Origin of the sequence: Campylobacter sp. 2018MI10 (assembly GCF_018501175.1) — a bacterium.
Lineage (GTDB): Bacteria > Campylobacterota > Campylobacteria > Campylobacterales > Campylobacteraceae > Campylobacter_E.
This window is the reverse complement of sequence record NZ_JAHCZD010000007.1, coordinates 76,024-97,002: the sequence shown is the minus strand read 5'-3', so window position 1 is coordinate 97,002 and position 20,979 is coordinate 76,024. Positions and strand designations below refer to the sequence as shown.

Annotated in this window: 19 protein-coding genes, 1 tRNA gene and 1 pseudogene; 11 read left to right on the top strand and 10 right to left on the bottom strand. The window is 28.9% G+C overall.

The annotated features are described in order from the left end of the window. Positions 1-98: 98 nt before the first annotated feature. Together KJR01_RS10565 and KJR01_RS10560 are read left to right on the top strand one after the other, a co-directional pair. Positions 99-1,127, top strand: a pseudogene (locus KJR01_RS10565) (cache domain-containing protein); the annotation flags it as partial. Then, positions 1,101-1,985, top strand: a complete 885-nt coding sequence (locus KJR01_RS10560; protein WP_502756449.1) for a methyl-accepting chemotaxis protein — start codon at positions 1,101-1,103, stop codon at positions 1,983-1,985. The pseudogene KJR01_RS10565 and the gene KJR01_RS10560, both read left to right, overlap by 27 nt. A 79-nt stretch (positions 1,986-2,064) precedes the next feature. Here the strand turns inward: KJR01_RS10560 and KJR01_RS04715 are convergent, their stop codons facing one another. From KJR01_RS04715 to KJR01_RS04705, 3 genes are all read right to left on the bottom strand, one after another. Next, positions 2,065-2,286: a helix-turn-helix domain-containing protein gene (locus KJR01_RS04715; protein WP_214117503.1), complete on the bottom strand. Its 222-nt coding sequence runs from the start codon at positions 2,284-2,286 to the stop codon at positions 2,065-2,067. Positions 2,287-2,591: 305 nt separating this feature from the next. Then, positions 2,592-3,884 carry an adenylosuccinate lyase gene (gene purB, locus KJR01_RS04710; RefSeq protein WP_214117502.1) on the bottom strand — a complete coding sequence of 431 codons (1,293 nt, stop codon included), beginning with the start codon at positions 3,882-3,884 and terminating at the stop codon, positions 2,592-2,594. Next, on the bottom strand, positions 3,881-6,061 hold the full coding sequence (locus KJR01_RS04705; protein WP_214117501.1) for a translocation/assembly module TamB domain-containing protein: 2,181 nt from the start codon (positions 6,059-6,061) through the stop codon (positions 3,881-3,883). Before KJR01_RS04705 ends, purB begins: the two co-directional genes overlap by 4 nt. A gap of 156 nt (positions 6,062-6,217) precedes the next feature. Here KJR01_RS04705 and groES point away from each other — a divergent pair, with 156 nt between their 5' ends. The 3 genes from groES to traT all read left to right on the top strand — a co-directional run bounded on the left by groES (position 6,218) and on the right by traT (position 8,977). Beyond that, positions 6,218-6,475 carry a co-chaperone GroES gene (gene groES / locus KJR01_RS04700; protein ID WP_214117500.1) on the top strand — a complete coding sequence of 86 codons (258 nt, stop codon included), beginning with the start codon at positions 6,218-6,220 and terminating at the stop codon, positions 6,473-6,475. Between the two features lie 10 nt (positions 6,476-6,485). Continuing rightward, entirely contained in the window at positions 6,486-8,126 is a 1,641-nt protein-coding gene (gene groL, locus KJR01_RS04695) for a chaperonin GroEL (protein ID WP_214117499.1), read from the top strand. Between the two features lie 188 nt (positions 8,127-8,314). Further along, entirely contained in the window at positions 8,315-8,977 is a 663-nt protein-coding gene (gene traT, locus KJR01_RS04690) for a complement resistance protein TraT (RefSeq protein ID WP_214117498.1), read from the top strand. Between the two features lie 432 nt (positions 8,978-9,409). On the opposite strand, the gene KJR01_RS04680 is transcribed toward traT, so the two are convergent. Next, positions 9,410-10,723 (bottom strand): cation:dicarboxylate symporter family transporter, encoded by a 1,314-nt coding sequence (locus KJR01_RS04680; RefSeq protein ID WP_214117497.1) that lies wholly within the window; start codon positions 10,721-10,723, stop codon positions 9,410-9,412. Between the two features lie 114 nt (positions 10,724-10,837). On the opposite strand from KJR01_RS04680, the gene KJR01_RS04675 reads away from it, so the two are divergent. The 4 genes from KJR01_RS04675 to KJR01_RS04660 all read left to right on the top strand — a co-directional run bounded on the left by KJR01_RS04675 (position 10,838) and on the right by KJR01_RS04660 (position 14,288). Continuing rightward, the gene (locus tag KJR01_RS04675) at positions 10,838-11,164 is read left to right on the top strand and encodes a rhodanese-like domain-containing protein (protein WP_214117496.1); all 327 of its coding nucleotides are present in this window, start codon (positions 10,838-10,840) and stop codon (positions 11,162-11,164) included. A 267-nt stretch (positions 11,165-11,431) separates the two neighbouring features. Further along, complete coding sequence (locus KJR01_RS04670; protein WP_284444065.1) at positions 11,432-13,501, top strand: ribonucleoside triphosphate reductase; 2,070 nt, start codon at positions 11,432-11,434, stop codon at positions 13,499-13,501. After that, entirely contained in the window at positions 13,498-13,629 is a 132-nt protein-coding gene (gene nrdD, locus KJR01_RS10375; protein ID WP_214117495.1) for an anaerobic ribonucleoside-triphosphate reductase, read from the top strand. The genes KJR01_RS04670 and nrdD overlap by 4 nt, the downstream gene beginning before the upstream one ends. Beyond that, a complete protein-coding gene (locus tag KJR01_RS04660; RefSeq protein WP_214117494.1) occupies positions 13,626-14,288 on the top strand; it encodes an anaerobic ribonucleoside-triphosphate reductase activating protein in 663 nt (220 codons plus the stop codon). The genes nrdD and KJR01_RS04660 overlap by 4 nt, the downstream gene beginning before the upstream one ends. Positions 14,289-14,315: 27 nt before the next feature. Here KJR01_RS04660 and bamD read toward each other — a convergent pair whose 3' ends face one another. After that, positions 14,316-14,978 carry an outer membrane protein assembly factor BamD gene (bamD, locus tag KJR01_RS04655; RefSeq protein WP_214117493.1) on the bottom strand — a complete coding sequence of 221 codons (663 nt, stop codon included), beginning with the start codon at positions 14,976-14,978 and terminating at the stop codon, positions 14,316-14,318. 83 nt (positions 14,979-15,061) lie between these two features. On the opposite strand from bamD, the gene fliW reads away from it, so the two are divergent. Together fliW and KJR01_RS04645 are read left to right on the top strand one after the other, a co-directional pair. Then, a complete protein-coding gene (gene fliW / locus KJR01_RS04650) occupies positions 15,062-15,472 on the top strand; it encodes a flagellar assembly protein FliW (RefSeq protein ID WP_214117492.1) in 411 nt (136 codons plus the stop codon). Next, entirely contained in the window at positions 15,469-16,206 is a 738-nt protein-coding gene (locus KJR01_RS04645; RefSeq protein ID WP_214117491.1) for a pyrroline-5-carboxylate reductase, read from the top strand. The genes fliW and KJR01_RS04645 overlap by 4 nt, the downstream gene beginning before the upstream one ends. Positions 16,207-16,235: 29 nt before the next feature. On the opposite strand, the gene KJR01_RS04640 is transcribed toward KJR01_RS04645, so the two are convergent. The 5 genes from KJR01_RS04640 to rpsL all read right to left on the bottom strand — a co-directional run bounded on the left by KJR01_RS04640 (position 16,236) and on the right by rpsL (position 20,905). Beyond that, positions 16,236-16,769, bottom strand: coding sequence for a YagU family protein (locus tag KJR01_RS04640; protein WP_214117490.1), 534 nt, complete (start codon positions 16,767-16,769; stop codon positions 16,236-16,238). Positions 16,770-17,725: 956 nt separating this feature from the next. Then, a tRNA-Arg gene (locus KJR01_RS04635) sits at positions 17,726-17,802 on the bottom strand. 58 nt (positions 17,803-17,860) lie between these two features. After that, positions 17,861-19,936 carry an elongation factor G gene (fusA, locus tag KJR01_RS04630; protein WP_214117489.1) on the bottom strand — a complete coding sequence of 692 codons (2,076 nt, stop codon included), beginning with the start codon at positions 19,934-19,936 and terminating at the stop codon, positions 17,861-17,863. 12 nt (positions 19,937-19,948) lie between these two features. Further along, positions 19,949-20,419, bottom strand: coding sequence for a 30S ribosomal protein S7 (gene rpsG / locus KJR01_RS04625; protein ID WP_214117488.1), 471 nt, complete (start codon positions 20,417-20,419; stop codon positions 19,949-19,951). A 78-nt stretch (positions 20,420-20,497) separates the two neighbouring features. After that, a complete protein-coding gene (gene rpsL / locus KJR01_RS04620; protein ID WP_214117487.1) occupies positions 20,498-20,905 on the bottom strand; it encodes a 30S ribosomal protein S12 in 408 nt (135 codons plus the stop codon). Positions 20,906-20,979 lie beyond the last annotated feature (74 nt).

Below are 20,979 nucleotides of genomic sequence, written 5' to 3'. Positions count from 1 at the left end.
ACCTATAAATATTTTAATTATATTTATCAATTAATTATATTTTTATTATATTTTTTGTGTTAGTATCTCGCCGAATTTTTAATAAAAAAAGGAAAAAAATGAGTTTTAAAAATAAAATTTATTTAACATTAATTGTGTTATTAGTCGTTGGATACTCGGCTCTAACCTACATTAGTTATAGCACTAGTAGCAAAACTATATCTGCTAATATTGAACGCTATTTAGATGATATTGTAGATAAGAATTTAAATTACATTCAAAATTTCATTAGCATAACAGAGCAAAGCATTAAAGAGACTGCTAAAACTTTATCTAAGTTTGATTCAAATTCTAAAGAAGCTTTTGTGCCTTACTTAGAAAATGAAACTAGGGTTTTAAATTCTCCTATGGTATTTTTAGCGTTTGAAGATGGCTCTATGTATGATGGCACAGGCTGGAAAGCACCTTTTGATGCAACTCAAAGAGGTTGGTATAAACAAGCAAAACAATTAAATAAAACTTTTGTAACCGATGTTTATGAAGACGCTCAAACTAAAAAATTAGTTATGTCAGTAGTTTCTCCAACTTATGATACAAATTCTAATTTTAAAGGTGCTTTAGGTGCTGATGTTACTTTAGATAAAGTTTCTGATTTTTCTAAAAATGCTGGAATTGAAGGTGGAGCTTTATATGTTTTAGATAATTATGGAATGATTATTGGTTATCCTGACCAACAATTAATAGGTAAAAAATTAGTAGAAGTATTTCCTGATTTAAAACCAATGCTTGATGAAATGTATTCAAAAAATAGTGGAAAATTAGAATTTGAATTAAATGGAGTAAATCAAATTATGGATTTTAGCACTATTCCTGAAACTGGCTGGAAAGTTGCTGCTGCGATAAATAAAGAAATAGCATTTAAAGATGTTAGCAATCAGTTTAAAACGCTAATAATCGCAAGTGTTTTAGCTATTGTGGTTACTATTGGTATTGTTATATTGGTTTTAGTTTATTTGTTTAGACCATTTGATAGACTAGGCTTAATGATGAAAGATTTAGCAGTAGGTGAAGGTGATTTAACAAAAAGAGTTGCGATTAATGGTAATGATGAAATAGCTCAAATAGGAAAGCATGTAAATACTTTTATACAAAAAATCCAAACTTTAATCGCTAATTCAAAATCAACTTCAACAGAAAATGCAAGTGTAGCTCAAGAATTAAGCTCAACTTCACTAGCAGTAGGTAAACAAGTAGAAGAAGAAACTACAATAATAGGTTGTGCTACTAAGGCAGGAGAAGCTATATTAAAAGATATAGATGCTACCGTTGAACACGCCGAAGAGAGTTCAAAACAACTTGAAACAGCTAGTGATAATTTAGATATTATTAAAAATCAAATATTAAAACTTGTTTCAGTATTAGAAAATCAATCTTTACAAACTACTGAATTATCAAATAAATTAAATCAAACTAGCCAACACACAGAAGAAGTTAAAAATATCTTAAATGTTATAAACGATATAGCAGACCAAACTAATTTATTAGCATTAAATGCAGCTATTGAAGCAGCTCGTGCGGGTGAGCATGGTCGTGGATTTGCTGTGGTTGCTGATGAGGTTAGAAAATTAGCTGAAAGAACGCAAAAAAGCCTTGCAGAAATAAATACAACAATAGGTGTGGTAGTTCAATCAGTAAATGATGCGTGTGGAGAAATGGAAAAGAACGCTCAAGATATTTCAAATATTTCAAAATCTAGTGTTCAATTAGAAGAAGTGGTTAATGAAAACTCTTTAATCGTTCAAACAAGCATTAGTGCTAATAAAAATAGCGTAAATGAATATAAAGATATAGCTAAGACTATTCGTAGTGTTATAACTCAAATTGAGCAAATTAACAAAATCGCTAATTCAAATGCTAGAAGCGTAGAAGAAGTAGCAGGAGCAAGTGAGCATTTATCTAAGATGACTATTAAACTTGATGAAGAATTGGGTAAATTTAAAATCTAATTTAAACCAGCTAAATGCTGGTTTAATCTTTTAGTGGAATTTAAATTCTAAGATTATTTGTAAAAGTTTTTTAATATTGTTAGTTTGATAGGATTTCTTTTAATTTTCTGAAATCTTTTAATTCATTTTCTAGTTTATAAACTTTTTTTAGCAAATTCATAGCAGCTATGGTTCTTGTGCTTATTCTATTTGTAGCAATTGCAATTCTTAAACTCCCTTCACTCATTCCAATTTTTTCTGCTAATTCTTTGTAGGTTAGATTGTTTTCTTTACAAAATGTTTTTATTTCTTCTACTTTCATATCATATCCTTAATACAAATATATTTTTTATATAATATCATTTAAATGATTAAGCAAAATATATATTTTTTAAATTTTTGTATTTTTATGATGATAAAAGTAATGAATATATTTTAAGTGTAAGCATAGTTAAGCTTTTTATTAAATGAAGCAAGTAAGAGATAGGAATGAAAAATAATAATTCATAAATTATATTTAGAAGAATATATATAAAGAATTATTAAAAGCTATTAAATAAACAAATAAAGCTAAAAAATTGGTTTTAAAATGAGATAAATAATAGGAATTGAAATTCCTATTATTTTTTACAATCCCAAACGCTCATAAATCTTATCAATATTTTTAAGATGATAATCAACTAAAAAAGCATTTTCAATCTCTTCGGTGCTTAAGATTTCGCAAATTTCTTTGCTATTTTTTAATAATTCTTTAAACTGAAGCTTTTCGCTCCAAGCCTTTTTAGTTAGTCCTTGCACTAAATCATACGCCATCTCACGACTTAAACCCTTTTGAATAAGGGCTAAAAGCACTTGTTGAGAGAAGATTAATCCATAAGATTTATCTAAATTACTTTTCATATTTTCAGGATAAATCATAAGATTTTTTACAATAGAACTAAATCTTTTTAGCATATAATCAAGCAAAATCGTTACATCAGGAAGCATAATTCGCTCTGCACTTGAGTGGCTAATATCACGCTCGTGCCATAGATTTATGTTTTCATAAGCAGTTATTAAATACCCCCTAATCACACGGCTAAGACCACAAATATTCTCACTTCCTATTGGATTTTTCTTATGTGGCATTGCAGAGCTACCTTTTTGATTTTCACTAAAATATTCAAGCATTTCTACGCATTCAGTTTTTGCAAGGTGTCTAATCTCTGTAGCAAATCTTTCTAGTGCACTTGCAATCAACGCACACACGCTTATGTAATTTGCGTGCAAATCTCTAGGTAAAACTTGAGTGCTGATATTTGCTACATTTAATCCAAGCTCTTTACAAATATCAAGCTCTACTTCTAGTGGAACATTTGCATAAGTGCCTACCGCACCGCTAATTTTTCCTACTCTAATCTCTTCACTAGCGTTTATAAAACGCTCATAATTTCTTTTGATTTCTTCGTAAAAATAAGCAAACTTTAGCCCAGTGGTAGTAAGCTCTGCATGAACTCCGTGAGTTCTTCCTATTTGTGGAGTATATTTATAAAGATTTGCTTTTTCTTTTAAAATATCTAAAAGATTTTCTAAATTAGCTTTTATTATTTCATTTGCTTTTTTTAGTTGAATTGCTTGTGCAGTATCTACTACATCAGTGCTTGTTAGTCCATAATGAACCCATTTTCTCTCATCGCCTAAATTAAGTGATAATGCTCTTGTAAATGCTATTACATCGTGTTTGGTTTGCTCTTCTATTTCTTTTATTTTTGCTATATCAAACTTAGCATTTTTATATAGTTTTTCTAAATCTTCATTAGGAATTACACCTATTTTATTAAACGCCTTGCAAGTTGCAAGCTCAACTTCTAGCCAAGCATTAAATTTAGCTTCTTCACTCCAAATACTTGACATTTCAGGGTTTGAATATCTTGCAATCATTTTTTACCTCCAAATAATCCTTTAATAAGATTTTCAGCAGGTTTTAATGTTTCATTTATTTTTTCACCATTATTTTTGCCTGTTATTTTATCTAATACTTTTACAGCATTTTCTATAGTATTTTTTGCATCAGGAATGAATTTAACATCATCATTTACACCTGAAAATGTTCCTTTAATTTCATTATTATTAAATGCTACAAGAGCAGGTGCATTGATACTTTTTGTAAGAGTATTATATGTTCCATTATTTACTTCAATTTTTGCACTTGTTGCACTAATTTTTGCATTATAATCAATTAGATTTTTATTAATATTTACTAATACATCGCCTTTATCAAAAATAACTTGGGTAATATCAGTATTTAAAATCGTATTAATTAATTTTATAGTTTTGTGATATTTTAAATGTCCTTTTCCAAGATTTGCAACTAATTTTCCATTAGCATTTTTTAAATCATAATCTAAATTCCCATTGATATTTGCCTTATAAATATCAATTAAATCAAAAGATTTTGCAAGATTATCTAAAGCTACGCTAGTTAAATTAGCGTTAAATTTATCCCCATTTAGCTTAGCAGCTAATGAACCGCCAAAGAATTCTTTTGAGTTTAAAGTAAGATTTAATATCTTATCAAAAGTTAAATTCCCATCAACTTTTACATTTCCGCTCATATTTTTATTAAGTAAAGCATTAAAATTAGCTAGATTTGCACTCGCATCATAATTTGCGTTTGCTACGCCTTTTTTGTAATTACCATTTGCATTAAAACTATCTACTAAATCAGTATTTAATTTAGCGTCAAAACTGATATTATCAGCACCATTTAGCTTAATATCAGCGTTTGCTAATACTTTTGAATTAATCTCTAAATCATATTCTTTTTTGAAATAACTTGGGATTGTTTTTCCGTTTATATTAAGATTTGCCGAGCCTATTAGGTTTTTTAAATCGCTTAATTTTGCGTTTATATTAATATTTGCATCTAACATTTTATCTTGATTTAATAAGCCTAATAAAGCTAGAGATTTTAGACCTTCAATATTAGCTACTAAATCATTTCTACCCATTTTTATATCTGATTTTGCACCTAATAATAAACCATTTACATTCGCATTTTCTAAACCATTTTTATCTAAATTAGCACTAGCTTTAAGATTTATTATCTCATCGCCACTAAGTTTTAAAAGTCCTGCGTTAGCTCTTAAATCAGTATTAATTGCAGTTTTGCTATTAGATAAATCGTGAGTGATTTTTAAATCTTTTGCATTTATATTTTTACCACCAACTATAGAATTTATATTTGCTAGTTTATTTTTAAAATCAATTTGCGAAGTGATTTTCAAATCAGAATTTAAATTAGGATTTATGAAAGCTAATTCAGTAAGGCTTGTAACTAATTGCCCTTGAACTTCTAATTTATTAAGATTTATAGGTTTAAAATCACTTGTAATATTTAAAATATTTGATTTTACATTGATATTTGGAGTAATTTCATTAGCTTTATAAGTATTTTTAGAATCAATTATAACCTTACCAAATCTTGAAATGTCAATTCCAAATTCTTTTGTGATACTTGGTTTTAGCTTAAGTTCTGAATAAATATTAATTAATGCTTTTGCGTCAAGTTTATCTTTATCAAATTCATCAACATTTGCATTTAGGTTGATAAATCCACTTGCATAATCAACATTTGCGATTTTGCTTAATTTTTCTATATCTAAATTATTAGCATTAAGATTTAACTTGGTTGGAAAATAATCTTTTATATTTGCATCGAGTGTAAGTGGGCTAGTAAAAATAACACCTTTTCCATCTATGTTAAAATTATTAAAACTACCATTTATATTGCCTTTAATGTTTAAAGGGTCGGTGATTTTTAGGGTTTCTAAGTTTTTTCCATTTAATTCATAATTTATATTAAGATTGCGAGATAATAGTGAAAAATCTCCATTAACTGCTGCTTCAAGCATTCCATTAACTAAAACTTTTAAATTAATAGTTGAAAATCTCAATTCAAATTCTTCAATTTTAACTGCTATGTTTGAATTTTCATTGATTTTTTTCTCTGCTATATTTTTTACGAAATTATTTCCAAAACTTGTAAATAACACACAATAAGCCCCTATAACAATTATTAAAATCAAAGCAAGGAGCGAATAAATAACTTTTTTCATAATACAACCTTTCGTTTTTTTCATAAATAAACTTGAGCTATTTTCACTAAAGTTTCTTTAGTTATTTTTTATCATTTAGTGATTTGATTAACTTATTTTAATTATAATTTAGCACTCAAAGAATTAGAGTGATAAACCACAAGAAAGGAAGAAAAAATGAATTTTACTCCACTAAATAAGCGTGTATTAATCAAATGCGCAAATGAAACAAAAACAACAGCTTCAGGAATTATTATACCTGACAATGCTAAAGAAAAACCACAACAAGGCGAAGTTGTAGCAGTTGCTAAAGAAATTAGCGATATTAAAATCGGCGATAAAGTAGTATTTGGTAAATACGCAGGTAGCGAATTAAAAATTGATAATGAAACATATTTAATTTTAAGTTTTGAAGATATTTTAGGAATTTTATAAGGAGATTTAGATGGCAAAAGAAATTTTTTATTCAGACGAAGCTAGAAATAAATTATATGAAGGCGTTAAAAAATTAAGTGACGCTGTAAAAGTTACAATGGGGCCTCGTGGCAGAAATGTATTAATTCAAAAAAGTTTTGGTGCTCCAACTATTACAAAAGATGGTGTTAGCGTTGCAAAAGAAGTTGAATTAAAAGACACTTTAGAAAATATGGGTGCTAGTTTAGTAAGAGAAGTTGCAAGTAAAACTGCTGATCAAGCAGGAGATGGAACTACAACTGCAACCGTTTTAGCTCACGCAATTTTTAAAGAAGGTTTAAGAAATATAACAGCTGGTGCAAATCCAATTGAAGTTAAGCGTGGTATGGATAAAGCTTGCGAAGCAATTATAGCTGAACTAAAAGCTTTAGCAAAACCAGTTGCAGGAAATAGAAAGCAAATCGCACAAGTTGCTACAATTTCAGCAAATAGCGATGAAAAAATCGGACAATTAATCGCAGATGCTATGGAAAAAGTAGGCAAAGATGGCGTTATCACAGTTGAAGAAGCAAAATCAATCAATGATGAATTAAGCGTTGTTGAAGGTATGCAATTTGATAGAGGTTATCTAAGTCCATACTTTATCACAAATACTGATAAAATGAATTGTGAATTAAGCAATCCATTAATTTTACTTTATGATAAAAAAATCACAAATCTAAAAGACATTTTACCTGTGCTTGAAACTGCACAAAAAAATGGTCGCCCACTTTTAATCATTGCTGAAGATATTGAAGGCGAAGCATTAGCAACTTTAGTTGTAAATAAATTAAGAGGAATTTTAAATATAGCTGCAGTTAAAGCTCCTGGTTTTGGCGATAGAAGAAAAGCAATGCTTGAAGATATTGCAATCTTAACAGGTGGAACGGTAATTTGCGAAGAAATGGGAAGAACACTTGAAAGTGCAAACGCAGCTGATTTAGGAAGTGCTAGTTCAATCGTAATTGATAAAGACAATACTACAATAGTAAATGGTGCAGGTAGCAAAGACGCAATTAATGCAAGAATTAATCAAATCAAAGCTCAAATTGCTGAAACTACAAGCGATTATGATAGAGAAAAATTACAAGAGCGTTTAGCAAAATTAAGTGGTGGTGTTGCTGTTATTAAAGTTGGTGCTGCAACTGAAACTGAAATGAAAGAGAAAAAAGACAGAGTTGATGATGCACTAAGTGCAACTAAAGCTGCTGTTGAAGAAGGTATAGTAATTGGTGGTGGTGCTGCACTAATTCACGCTACAAATAGAATTAATCTAAATCTTGAAGGCGATGAGTTAATCGGTGCAAATATCGTTCGCCGTGCAATCAAAGCTCCAATTCGCCAAATTGCAGAAAATGCAGGATTTGATGCAGGAGTTATCGTAAATACAATTGAAACTTGCAAAGATGAAAACAAAGGATTTGATGCTGCAAGTGGCGAATATGTAGATATGTATGAAGCAGGAATAATTGACCCTGTTAAAGTTGAGCGTGTAGCATTACAAAATGCTGTAAGCGTTGCTTCAATGCTACTTACAACAGAAGCTACAATAAGCGATATTAAAGAAGATAAACCTGAAATGCCAATGGGTGGCGGTATGGGTGGTATGGGCGGAATGCCTGGTATGATGTAATACCACTTTTAAAAGCTCCAATTTTGGAGCTTTTTATTATTTAAATTCCTAAATTATTTTATTAACTTCATTTTATAAATCTAATTTAATCATATCTTTAAAAAACTATTTATTAAAATAAATTTTAAGCTTATATTAAGAACCCCCCCCCATATAATAAAAGTTTAATTTATTTTAGGAGAACTTTTATGAAAAAGACAATTTTAAGTATTGTTGGTGTTGGTTTGATGTTTGGTGCTTGTGCTAGTAATTCTTTAGAGCTTGATACTAAATTAAATAATAGTATTTTTATTGAACCAGTTGCTAAAAGCAAAAAAAGTATATTTGTATTTGCAAAAAATACTAGTGATTGTAATGTAAATATTGAATCAAAACTGATTGAAGGATTAAAAAATAAAGGCTATACAATATTAAATGAACCTACTAATGCTACTTTTATTGTAAGCACTAATATTGTTGAATGCTCTAAAAAAAGCGAAGAAGAATTAAAGCAAGATGCTTTAAAATCAATTAATCCAGCATTTGCTGCTTTTGCTAATAATAAAAGTTTTGCAAGTTCTATTATAAATAATATTACCGGCGAAGAATATACAATAGAATTAAAAGCTGATGTTAATATTAAGCAAAGAAGTGCAAATAAGGTCATCAATCAAAACAATAATTATGATATAAAAAATTCAAATTCATCTTTAAAATTACAAAACAATTCAAAATCTCAAAATTACGAAAGTGATTTCATTGAAAACTCAACAATAATTAATGCAAAAGCAAAACAAAGAAATATTAAGCTTGAAGAAGTATTACCTATACTTGAGAATGAAATGGCTAAGAAGATATATAATTTATTCTAATTTTTAAGGAATTTAAATCCTTTTTAAATTCCTTAATTAATCAAAACAATAATTATGATATAAAAAATTCAAATTCATCTTTAAAATTACAAAACAATTCAAAATCTCAAAATTACGAAAGTGATTTCATTGAAAACTCAACAATAATTAATGCAAAAGCAAAACAAAGAAATATTAAGCTTGAAGAAGTATTACCTATACTTGAGAATGAAATGGCTAAGAAGATATATAATTTATTCTAATTTTTAAGGAATTTAAATCCTTTTTAAATTCCTTAATTCAGGTAAAACCTTATTTTTCTTGGTTTTCATTATTTTTTTTAATAAAAATTGTTGCTATGCAAACTAGCACAGCAAATAAAGAAAAAGCTTGTTCTAACACTTGCATTTGATATCCTTTCATATTGCAGGATATCAAAAGCAAAAAGTATTCCTAATCTTGTATTTTAAAATCATTAGGGTGGTCTAGTGCGTAGCGGAATTTTTCCATATCTATTTGTTTATTCCATATAGCAACTATTAAGCAAGCAACAGAGTTACCGCATAAGTTTCCACACGCTCTCATCTCACTCATAAACTTATCAACTCCTAATAAAACGGTGATTGTTGCAACAGGGATTAAATTATCTCCTAATGAGCTAAGAGTTCCTGCTAAAACGATAAAGCCGCTTCCTGTTACTCCAACAGCACCTTTACTAGTAACCATTAATATAAGTAAAATTGTAATTTCTTGCCATAAGCTAATATCTATATTAAATGCTTGTGCTAAAAATATTACAGCCATAGCTAGATAAATATTTGTGCAATCTAAGTTAAAGCTATATCCAGTAGGTAAAACTAAACCAACACAGCTTTTATCAATTCCTGCTTTTTCTAATTTTTTCATAAGTGGTAATAATGCACTCTCACTTGAGCTTGTTGTAAATACGATTAATAATTCTTTAGCTATAAATCTAATGAATTTAAATATATTTACTTTAGCCACATAACAAATTATTCCTAAAACTCCAAATATAAATACACAGCAAGCAGCAAGCATAACAAATAATAAATATCCCATATTTACAAGTGAGCTTAAGCCAAATTTTGATATTAGATAAGCCATAGCACCAAATGTAGCAAGTGGGCTAAAATACATAATTAAAGTAAGAATTTTAAATACAAATGATTGGAACACTTCTAAAGCTTTTTTGATATATTCTCTATCTTGTTCTTTTAAAGTTATTACAATAAATGCTGTAAATAATGCTATAAATAAAACTTGCAATGTTTTTCCATCTGTAAATGGGCTTACTAAATCTTGTGGAATTGCTCCTTTTAAAACTCCCCAAAAACTACTTTCACTACCTTGAGAAGCTTTTACATATTTATCAACACTTGACGCATCTAAAGCATTTATATCAAGATTCATACCAACTCCTGGTTGCATAATTCTTGCCATAAATATACCTACGATTAGAGCAAGTGTGCTTACTACTTCAAAGTAAATTACAGCCTTAACACCAATTCCGCCGATTTTTTTAATATCTCCTAGTCCAACTATTCCTAGAATAATCATTACAAAAATGATAGGTCCAATTAAAAGCTTTAATGCTTTAATAAACATATCAATAAACACTTTAGACCAAATAGCTAGATTTTCTATTCCAAGTGCTTCTATTTTAATAGGAGGCATGGCTCCAACAACAATTCCTAGGATTAATCCTACAATAACCCAAAAAATAAGGCTTTTAAAATACCTGCTCATTTTTTTTCCTTTTTTAGATAATATTCACTCATAATAACCAAAAAAATATTTTTTTGATAATTTTTAATAATAAATTAGATAAAAAATGTTACGAATTTACACAAAGGATAAAATATGAATATAAATATCAATGCAAAAGATATAGATTTTGACAAACATTTAATAGTAGATATTAGAACTCAAGAAGAAATTGATGAATTTAGTTTAGAAGATACTTTACTTTATCCTATAGATTTTAATTCAGCTGATGAAGAAATTATCAAAAAAGACTTTGATGAGATTATTAAAAATAATTCTAAAACATTAGTAATTATGTGTAGAAGTGGAGCAAGAAGTGCATTTTTATGTGAGTTTTTAAATCAAAAAGAAAAAATCGCTCTTAATTTATCAGGTGGTATTATTGCAATGTGTCAAAATTACCCAGATAAAGTAAAAAATTAATTAAAATCATTACAATATGTAACATATTTGACTATTTATAATAATTATTATTAAAATAGTCAAATAATTAAAATTTTTAAAAAATTCTTATTTTAAATTCTTTTTATCAAAATCAAACAAAGTCCGATACGATAAATGTTTTAAATATTTTAAAATTATTATTAATTACTTTAAAGTTTCAGTTTGATTTTGGCTTAACTTAGTAGCAACTTTTCTTTAACTTTTAAAAATAAAATGAAAATATTCATTATAAAAAGGACAATCAAAATGATACTTAAAAGAAATGGATTAAAAGAAGTTTTTAAACCTTATAAAATAGAAAACGCTATCAAAAAGGCTTACGCAAGTTGTAATAAAGAAGCTTCAAATTCTTTAATATCTTTAGTTATTAAAGAGTGTGAGAGCAAAGACTTAGTAAGCGTTGAAGAAATACAAGATAAAATTGAAAAAACACTATTTAATGAAAAAGAATTTGAAGTATTGAAAAGCTTTATGCTTTATAGACACACTAGAAAGCTTCGTCGTGAAAAAGACCTAGAATATGGCACTTATATTAACTGCTCAAATACAATAAGTGAATATATAAACAAAAGCGATTGGAGAATTAATGCTAATTCAAACACAGGCTATTCTCACGCAGGACTTATAAATAATACTGCAGGAAAAGTAATTGCAAACTATTGGCTAGATAATGTCTATAGTGATGAAATGGGCTTAGCACATAGGAATGCTGATTTTCATATACACGATTTAGATTGTCTTAGTGGATATTGTGCGGGTTGGAGTTTAAGAGTATTATTAAATGAAGGATTTAATGGGGTAAGAAGTAGGGTTGAAAGCAAAGCTCCTAGGCATTTTAAAGAAGCTTTAGGGCAAATGGCTAATTTTTTGGGTATTTTACAAAGCGAATGGGCTGGAGCTCAAGCGTTTTCAAGCTTTGATACTTATCTTGCTCCTTATGTTTTTAAAGATAAATTGAGTGATTTAGAGATTAAAAAGGCTTTAATAAGTTTTGTTTATAACCTAAATGTCCCTGCTCGTTGGGGGCAAAGTCCATTTACTAATATTACTTTAGACATAGTTTGTCCGCAAGATTTAAAAAATCAATTTCCAACCACTAATGATATTCATTTTTTTAAGGGCATAAAAGATGATGAGTTAGAACAAAAGGCAAAAATGCGTGGCAAAAACTCACTAGAAGAGCTAACTTATGGTGATTTTGAAGAAGAAATGCAAAGAATTGTTAGGATATTTTATGAAGTTTTAAGCGAAGGCGATAAAAATCATCAGCCTTTTACCTTTCCAATACCTACTATAAATCTTACTGAAGAATTTGATTGGAATAGCGAAGTAGCTGATGCGATTTTTGAAAATACAGCAAAAATGGGCTCATCATATTTTCAAAATTTCTTAGGCTCACAATATAAATTAGATGAGTTTGGCAATAAAGTAGAAGATGAAAATGCTTATAAACCAAATGCGGTTCGCTCTATGTGTTGTAGGCTTCAGCTTGATTTAAGAGAATTGTTAAAGCGTGGTGGTGGGCTTTTTGGAAGTGCTGAAATGACAGGAAGTATTGGTGTAGTTACTATTAATCTAGCTCGTTTGGGGTATTTGTATAAAGCAGATGAAAAGGGTCTTTATAAACGCTTAGATGAGCTATTAATTTTAGCCCGTGATAGTCTTGAATTAAAAAGGGCTTTCATTCAAAAAATGTATGATAGGGGGCTTTATCCTTATACTAAAAGGTATTTGCCAAGTTTTAATAATCATTTTTCAACCATAGGGATAAATGGGGCTAATGAAATGCTTAGGAATTTTAGCAATGATGCTTATGATATAAGTTCAGAAATAGGAAAAGATTTTTGCATTAAATTAGTAAATTATATTAGAGAAAAAATTAAGCAATTTCAAGAAGAAACAGGTAATTTATATAATCTTGAAGCCACTCCAGCAGAAGGGACGACCTATCGTTTTGCTAAAGAAGATAAAAAAAGATTTAAAGATATTATCCAAGCAGGAAATGGCGATGAGATTTATTATACAAATAGCACTCAACTACCTGTAAATTACACTGATGATCCATTTTTTGCACTCAATATGCAAGATGATTTGCAGTGTGCTTATACGGGTGGAACCGTTCTTCATCTTTATATGAAAGAAAGATTAGAAAACAAAGAAATTTGTAAAAGATTGGTTAAAAAAATAGCGAATAATTATCGTTTGCCATATTTTACGATAACGCCTGTTTTTAGCGTATGTCCAATACATGGATATATTGCAGGAGAGCATGAGTATTGCCCTAAATGTGATGAATTATTAAAGGAGAAAAAATGAAAAATAACGAAAAAAGAACAAAATGTATGGTTTATACTAGAGTAATGGGTTATCATAGACCCGTAGAAAGCTTTAATCTAGGCAAAAAAGGCGAACATAAAGAAAGGAAAATGTTTGTTATCAAATGATTTATGATATTACCCCTTTTAGTGTGATTGATTATCCTAATTATATCTCTTGCATAGTGTGGATTGCAGGTTGTAATTTAAGGTGTAAATATTGCTATAACGAGCATATTATCAATGGTTTTTCTAATGTAAGTAAAAATCAATTAAAAAGCTTTTTAGAAAGTAGGGTAGGCTTAGTTGATGGGGTTGTTTTTAGTGGTGGAGAATGCACTAATTCTGCTAATTTATTAGATTATATAAAATTAGCAAAAAGCTTAGGTTATTTAATTAAAATTGATAGCAATGGCTCAAATCCTAATGTAATTAAAAATATTTTAGAAAATGATTTAGCAAATTATTTTGCTATTGACTTTAAAGCCCCTAAAGAGAAACTAAAAGCTCTTACGGGGCTTGATTATTTTGATGAGTTTGATAAGACTTTAGATATTTTGCTAGATTTTAAAGCAGAATTTGAAATAAGAACTACTTGGCATTTTGACTTACTTAGCGTTGATGAAGTGCTTAAGATGAATGAGTATTTAAGAAAAAAGGGTTATAAAAATAAATATTATTTGCAAAAATTCCTAGAAGTGCCAAATATTGCTAATCTAAAGCAAAGCATTAAAACGATTGATTTTGATAGACTTAATGATGATTTTGTGTTAAGGAATTTTAATTAAATAAAATTTAGGAATTAAATTCCTAAATCAAAGTGCGTAGCTGCTTTCAAATAATCTTCTATACCAAGGAAGTCTTGGTTTTATATATTTAATATCGTTTAAATCACTATCTTTAATCTTTTTATCATAGATTTCTTCGCTTATATCATGTCCCATTCTTCTATATAAATTCCTAATATCAGTATCTAGCATAATTTGAGTAAGATTTAATTTAGTCTTAATACTATTTACTAAAGGCGTATATTTTGAATTTTTATAAGTAGATAAGAAAATATCAGCATCTTTAATTGAGTCTAAAAGCAAATATTGATTTCTATTAGGCAATGAAAAAGCATAAAAATTATTTCTAATTTTAAGATAATTTAGCCATTCGTAATTTTGGCTATTACCATATAGCTTTATATATTCATCTATGTAATAATTTGCTAATAAATACTCGTGCTCATTTGCGTGTGCTTGTGATAAAATTAGCATAGCACTTGCTAAAAGTGGGCTATTTATATGCTCGCTATACAAAGATATATAATCACTATCTGCTTTTTCTAAATCATTCTTTTTTACACTTTCAATGATTTTTTCTAACCAAGCACTATCGCTTAAATTATAATCATCAAACATATCTTTTTTATTGCTAGCACAAGCGCTAAAAAATATCGTTAAAATTAGTAAAAAAATATTAAGTTTTTTCATTTATTTTCCTTTAAAAAGGCGATTATAAGTTCTAATGTTAAATATTTATTATATACTTAGGATATTTTTTTAAAGGAGAAATAATGATATTTGAAGTTAAGTTTCCTATATTAGGTTTTGAAGATACTACAAAAGTAGAGTTAGAAAAAATGTATGATTGTTTCGCGAGATTAAAGAGTGTTGATGGTAGAGGTTTTACATTTACTATGCTAAATCCTTATGCTATTTGTAAAGAATACGAATTTGATATGCCACTTTCTTACAAAGCTTTACTTGAAGTTACAGCTAGTTCAAATATTGAAATTTATAATATTTTGATTTTAAATAAAAGCGTTGAAGAATCTACTATAAATATGTTAGCTCCAGTGATTTTAAACCACGATAATAACACTATGGCGCAAATTATTTTAGACCCAACTCAATATCCATTCTATCATCCAACAGAAAAGATTAAAAATTTCTTACAACAAAATATGAATGAACTAAAGCAATGAATGAAAATATTTATATCCTTGGCAATGGCAAAATGGCGAAAGCTATTGCTAAAGGATTAGAGAATTCAAATTTTAATGTGGTTTTTGTAGTAAGAAATAAATTAAATGTAGGTATTAAAAATTGTATTTCTTATGAAGAATTTGATATTGCTAATAAGATTTGTATTTTATGCTTTAAGCCATATAATTTAGATGAAGTTAGTAAAAAATTTTTAGGTAAAACTGCAAAAATTATCATTAGTCCTTTAGCAGGAATTAGTATTGATAGTTTAAAAGTAATTGCATCTGAATATTATTTAAAAATTATGCCAAATATTGCTGCTGAATACAATAAATCTTGCACTACTTATGTAGGAGATAAAACTCATAAATATTTTGATTTAGCTTTAAATATTATTAAAGGTTTTGGGGTGGCAATAGAATGTGAGAATGAAAATGAGCTTAATTTAGCTATGGCTATTAATGGTTGCGCCCCTGCGTTTTTAGCATTAGTTGCTGAAGCTTTAGCTAATGGTGGAGTTAGTATAGGGCTTAAAAACGATAAATCTTATGAGTTGGTAAAATCATTATTTGCTAGTTTTGAGAGTTTAATTGCTAATAATCATCCAGCATTAATTAAAGAAGGCGTATGCTCTCCAGCTGGAGTTAGTATAAAAGGTGTTAATATTTTAGAAGATGAAGCTGTTAGAAGTGCTTTTATAAAAGCTATAAAAGCTAGTGCAAATAAAAATTAATTTACACACCTATAAAAGGTGTGTAAAGCTTATTCAATATCAGGTGATTTTGTAATTCTATTTCTTATATCTCTTCTTACTATTTCCATTCCCCATAGCCATACAATATGTCCAAATATTTCTGATAAATGTTCATCAAATGGAATTTGTGATAAAGGTGGAACTTGTGCTATTAAAGGCATTACAATTACATGCGCGAATAAATATACGAAGAATCCAAATACAGCACCTTGCCACATTTTAATACGAGGCCAAATTTCTGCAATCATACAATACATAACACCAAATACGATTGAAAATCCAACATGAACAATGAAAATTGATAAAGGCATATCCATACCTGAAAACATATAAGTAAAATCGGTAGGCATACCAATTTGTTCTAAAAATATTTTAGGTGGAGTGGTTCTTTCTAATGCATCAAGAGGCCAAACAAAATTAGGATTTCTTGGTGGAAATGGCACTTCCCAGCCCCATTTCACAATAGCACCGAATATTCCAGCTAGAATTCCAATCCAAAAAGATAAAGCCAAACGCCTATCGCTAGGTTTTGTAAAAGTCATAAAATCTCCTTAAAAATAAATTAAAACTGAATTATACTAACTAATATTAATAATTAAATAAAATATATTATCTTTTAATAATATTTATTAATTAATTACCTAAATTATTAATTTTATTTAAATAAATTAATATAGTTTTTCATACTATTAATTTAAAAAAATATATATTTTTTATATATTATTTTATAAAATTTTAAAAGTATTATTTTAAATTATTTATAAATAATATATAGATAATTATTTTAAGTATATGTTATAAATTAGAAAAGTATAGAGATAGTATTTATAAAATAATGATAAGGTTTGTAGTATTTAATTTATAATATATATTTTTATTGGTAATAAAAGCTTTTTTATTTCAAGTGTTACAACTGCTCTTATATTTATTTAAACTTATGGTATAAAGCTTTAATTTATATGCTAATAATTACAATATTATTTTCTCTATCTTGGTTACATTTAATAATCATAGTCTTATTCGTGGATATTTAAGATTGTTGTTAATTGCAAGTTTAGTTAATTGGAAATAATATATTTAAACATTTTAGAATTAAAATACATAAATTATACTGCATTGGCATTTGCAATTTTAGTATACAAATCAATATATTAAGCTTAAAATTAGTGCTTAAAAATACGATTTAATATATAAGAATTAATATTTTAAAATATTAAGAGTATTTTTTAATAGTAATTAATAAAGAGAATGCAAAATCACTTATACATTTAGTTAAATTATTAGATTGGTTATATCTCACATAAATATAGTAGAAACGCTTTATTTGTGCCTTTTAGGTTTTATGCTTTATCACTCGCTATTTATTTATGATTGTTTCTTAGTAATTTTTTAAATATTTTAATTCTTATTATATGTTTTTATAAGTAAAGATAAAAATATAAATAATTATAAAAAATACTTTAGAAGCTTAAATATATATTTTAAAATCAATATTAAGTGGTGTCCCCAACAGGATTTGAACCTGTGGCCTTAGAATTAGGAATTCTACGCTCTATCCAGCTGAGCTATGAGGACTAAAAGATTTGATTATTATTTTTTGAAGAACTAGGGATTTTAATCCCTAGTTTAGATATTACATATTTCTTTTTTTAATGATTTCTTCAGAAACATTTCTTGGAACTTCACTATAGTGGTCAAATTCCATTGAATATGTAGCACGACCTTGTGTTTGGCTTCTTAAGTCAGTTGAATATCCAAACATTTCAGCAAGTGGGCAGAATGCTGCGATGATTTTATTTCCACCACGCTCATCCATACTATTTACTTGACCACGGCGTTTATTTAAATCTCCAATTACATCACCCATATAATCTTCAGGTGTTTCAACTTCAACTTTCATAATAGGTTCAAGTATTACAGCACCAGCTTTTCTAGCACCTTCTTTAAAGCCCATTGAAGCAGCTAATTTAAATGCCATTTCGCTTGAGTCAACTTCGTGATAACTTCCATCAAATAGTGTAACTTTTACGTCTTCTACAGGATATCCAGCTAAAACACCATTTTGTAATGCTTCTTGAATACCTTTATCAACTGCAGGAATATATTCTTTTGGAACAACCCCACCTTTAATATCATTAACGAATTCGTATCCTTTACCTGGCTCAAGTGGCTCAAGGCGTAAGAATACATGTCCATATTGACCACGACCACCAGATTGTTTTGCATATTTGTATTCTTGCTCAACACTTTGGCGGATTGTTTCACGATAAGCAACTTGTGGCTTACCTACTTCAGCATCAACTTTAAATTCTCTAAGCATTCTATCTACGATAATTTCAAGGTGTAATTCACCCATACCTGAAATAATAGTTTGTCCGCTTTCTTCATCAGTTGAAACTCTAAAGCTTGGGTCTTCTTGTGCAAGTTTATTAAGTGCGATACCCATTTTTTCTTGGTCAGCTTTAGTTTTTGGTTCAACTGCAACACTAATAACAGGATCAGGGAAATCCATTTTTTCTAAAATTACTTTATCTTTTTCACTTGCTAAAGTATCACCTGTTAGTGTATCTTTTAGACCTACGATAGCACCAATTTCTCCAGCATAAAGTTCTTTAATTTCCTCACGCTTGTTTGAGTGCATTTTTAATAAACGACCAATTCTTTCTTTTTTATCTTTTGTTGCATTGTAAGCATAACTACCACTTTCAAGTTTTCCACGATAAACACGAACGAAAGTAAGTTGTCCAACGAATGGGTCAGTCATAATTTTGAATGCTAATCCTGCAAATTCGCCATCATCAGTTGATTTAACACTTGTTTCTGTGCCGTCTTCATATTGACCACGAATATCTGCAACTTCATCAGGAGCTGGTAAGTATTTTACAACAGCATCTAGTAGTGGTTGAACACCTTTATTTTTGAATGCAGTTCCGCAGCACATAGGAATAATTGATAAATCAAGGCAACCTTTTTTGATACCTTTGTAGATTTCATCGTTTGTTAATTCTTCTCCACCTAGGTATTTATCCATTAGTTCTTCACTAGTTTCAGCAACTGCTTCTACTAATTTTGTTCTATATTCTTCAGCTTTTTCTTTTAAGTCAGCTGGAATTTCAATTTCTGTATAATCTGTTGGTTTTTTATCATCATCCCAAACATAAGCAACCATTTTTACTAAATCAACTACACCACGGAATGTGTCTTCAGCACCAATTGGAATTTGAATTGGAACTGGATTAGCTTTTAAACGATTTTTAATTTGTGCTTCAACATTATAAAAATTTGCTCCAACTCTATCCATTTTATTTACGAATACTATTCTTGGAACATGATATTTATTTGCTTGTCTCCATACGGTTTCACTTTGTGGTTGAACTCCACCAACAGAGCAAAATACTGATACAGCACCATCTAAAACCCTCATTGAACGCTCAACTTCAATAGTAAAGTCAACGTGGCCTGGGGTGTCAATTAGGTTGATTTGGTGGTCTTTCCAAAAGCAAGTTGTAGCAGCTGAAGTAATTGTAATACCACGCTCTTTTTCTTGCTCCATCCAGTCCATTGTAGCTGTACCTTCGTGAGTTTCACCAATTTTATGACTCATACCAGTAAAGAATAAAATTCTTTCTGATGTTGTAGTTTTACCTGCGTCAATGTGCGCAGCAATACCAATATTTCTAACACGAGATAAAGGAGTTTGTCTTGCCATTTTAACTCCTTTTTACCATCTATAATGTGCAAATGCTTTGTTCGCTTCTGCCATTTTGTAAGTATCTTCTTTTTTCTTGAATGCTGCACCTTTGCTATTTGCTGCATCCATTAACTCACCTGCTAATTTTTCAATCATTGTTCTTTCGCTTCTTTTTCTAGCGTTTAGAATAATCCAGCGAATTGCTAGTGCTTGTTGGCGAACAGGGCGAACTTCAACAGGAACTTGATAAGTTGCACCACCAACACGGCGTGCTTTAATTTCTAAAACAGGTTTTACATTTTCAATAGCATCATTAAATATATCTATACCTTTAACTTCGCTATTTTTAGACGATATTAAATCAATCGCACCATATAAAATTTCAGTAGCAACAGATTTTTTACCATCATACATTAATGAATTAATAAATTTTGTAATTACTTTACTACCATAAATAGGATCAGCTAGAACTTCTCTAACTTGTGCTCTTCTTCTTCTCATTTTTTCCTCTTCAACTTTAAATTATAATTTACTCAAATTATGCCGCATATCTAAGCTGCAAATCTGTGAAACTCGTTTTTATTTTTTGCCTTTTGTAGGAGCTGCTGCTTGACCTGGCTTTGGTCTTTTTGTTCCATATTTTGATCTTGAAACTGTTCTCTTTGCAACACCTGCAGTATCTAAAGCACCACGAACGATGTGATACTTAACACCTGGTAAGTCTTTAACCCTTCCGCCACGCACTAAAACGATGCTGTGTTCTTGTAGGTTGTGTCCTTCACCACCAATATAACTAATAACTTCAAATCCTGTTGTTAATCTAACTTTTGCAACTTTTCTTAACGCTGAGTTAGGTTTTTTAGGAGTTGTAGTATAAACTCTTGTACAAACGCCACGTCTTTGTGGGCAATCTTTTAACGCTGGTGATTTTGATTTAACAATCACTTTTTTGCGTTCTTTTCTAACCAATTGATTTATGGTAGGCACGTTTCATCCTTTCAAAAAATTTATTAAAAAGTCGTGATTATATAATATTTTTCTTAAAAAAGTTTTAATACTTT

Excerpts from the sequence above, each read along its gene's own strand:
- KJR01_RS04715 (WP_214117503.1), bottom strand. The coding sequence starts at position 2,286 with ATGAAAGTAGAAGAAATAAAAACATTTTGTAAAGAAAACAATCTAACC.
- purB (WP_214117502.1), bottom strand. The coding sequence starts at position 3,884 with ATGATTGCAAGATATTCAAACCCTGAAATGTCAAGTATTTGGAGTGAA.
- KJR01_RS04705 (WP_214117501.1), bottom strand. The coding sequence starts at position 6,061 with ATGAAAAAAGTTATTTATTCGCTCCTTGCTTTGATTTTAATAATTGTT.
- groES (WP_214117500.1), top strand. The coding sequence starts at position 6,218 with ATGAATTTTACTCCACTAAATAAGCGTGTATTAATCAAATGCGCAAAT.
- groL (WP_214117499.1), top strand. The coding sequence starts at position 6,486 with ATGGCAAAAGAAATTTTTTATTCAGACGAAGCTAGAAATAAATTATAT.
- traT (WP_214117498.1), top strand. The coding sequence starts at position 8,315 with ATGAAAAAGACAATTTTAAGTATTGTTGGTGTTGGTTTGATGTTTGGT.
- KJR01_RS04680 (WP_214117497.1), bottom strand. The coding sequence starts at position 10,723 with ATGAGCAGGTATTTTAAAAGCCTTATTTTTTGGGTTATTGTAGGATTA.
- KJR01_RS04675 (WP_214117496.1), top strand. The coding sequence starts at position 10,838 with ATGAATATAAATATCAATGCAAAAGATATAGATTTTGACAAACATTTA.
- KJR01_RS04670 (WP_284444065.1), top strand. The coding sequence starts at position 11,432 with ATGATACTTAAAAGAAATGGATTAAAAGAAGTTTTTAAACCTTATAAA.
- nrdD (WP_214117495.1), top strand. The coding sequence starts at position 13,498 with ATGAAAAATAACGAAAAAAGAACAAAATGTATGGTTTATACTAGAGTA.
- KJR01_RS04660 (WP_214117494.1), top strand. The coding sequence starts at position 13,626 with ATGATTTATGATATTACCCCTTTTAGTGTGATTGATTATCCTAATTAT.
- bamD (WP_214117493.1), bottom strand. The coding sequence starts at position 14,978 with ATGAAAAAACTTAATATTTTTTTACTAATTTTAACGATATTTTTTAGC.
- fliW (WP_214117492.1), top strand. The coding sequence starts at position 15,062 with ATGATATTTGAAGTTAAGTTTCCTATATTAGGTTTTGAAGATACTACA.
- KJR01_RS04645 (WP_214117491.1), top strand. The coding sequence starts at position 15,469 with ATGAATGAAAATATTTATATCCTTGGCAATGGCAAAATGGCGAAAGCT.
- KJR01_RS04640 (WP_214117490.1), bottom strand. The coding sequence starts at position 16,769 with ATGACTTTTACAAAACCTAGCGATAGGCGTTTGGCTTTATCTTTTTGG.
- fusA (WP_214117489.1), bottom strand. The coding sequence starts at position 19,936 with ATGGCAAGACAAACTCCTTTATCTCGTGTTAGAAATATTGGTATTGCT.
- rpsG (WP_214117488.1), bottom strand. The coding sequence starts at position 20,419 with ATGAGAAGAAGAAGAGCACAAGTTAGAGAAGTTCTAGCTGATCCTATT.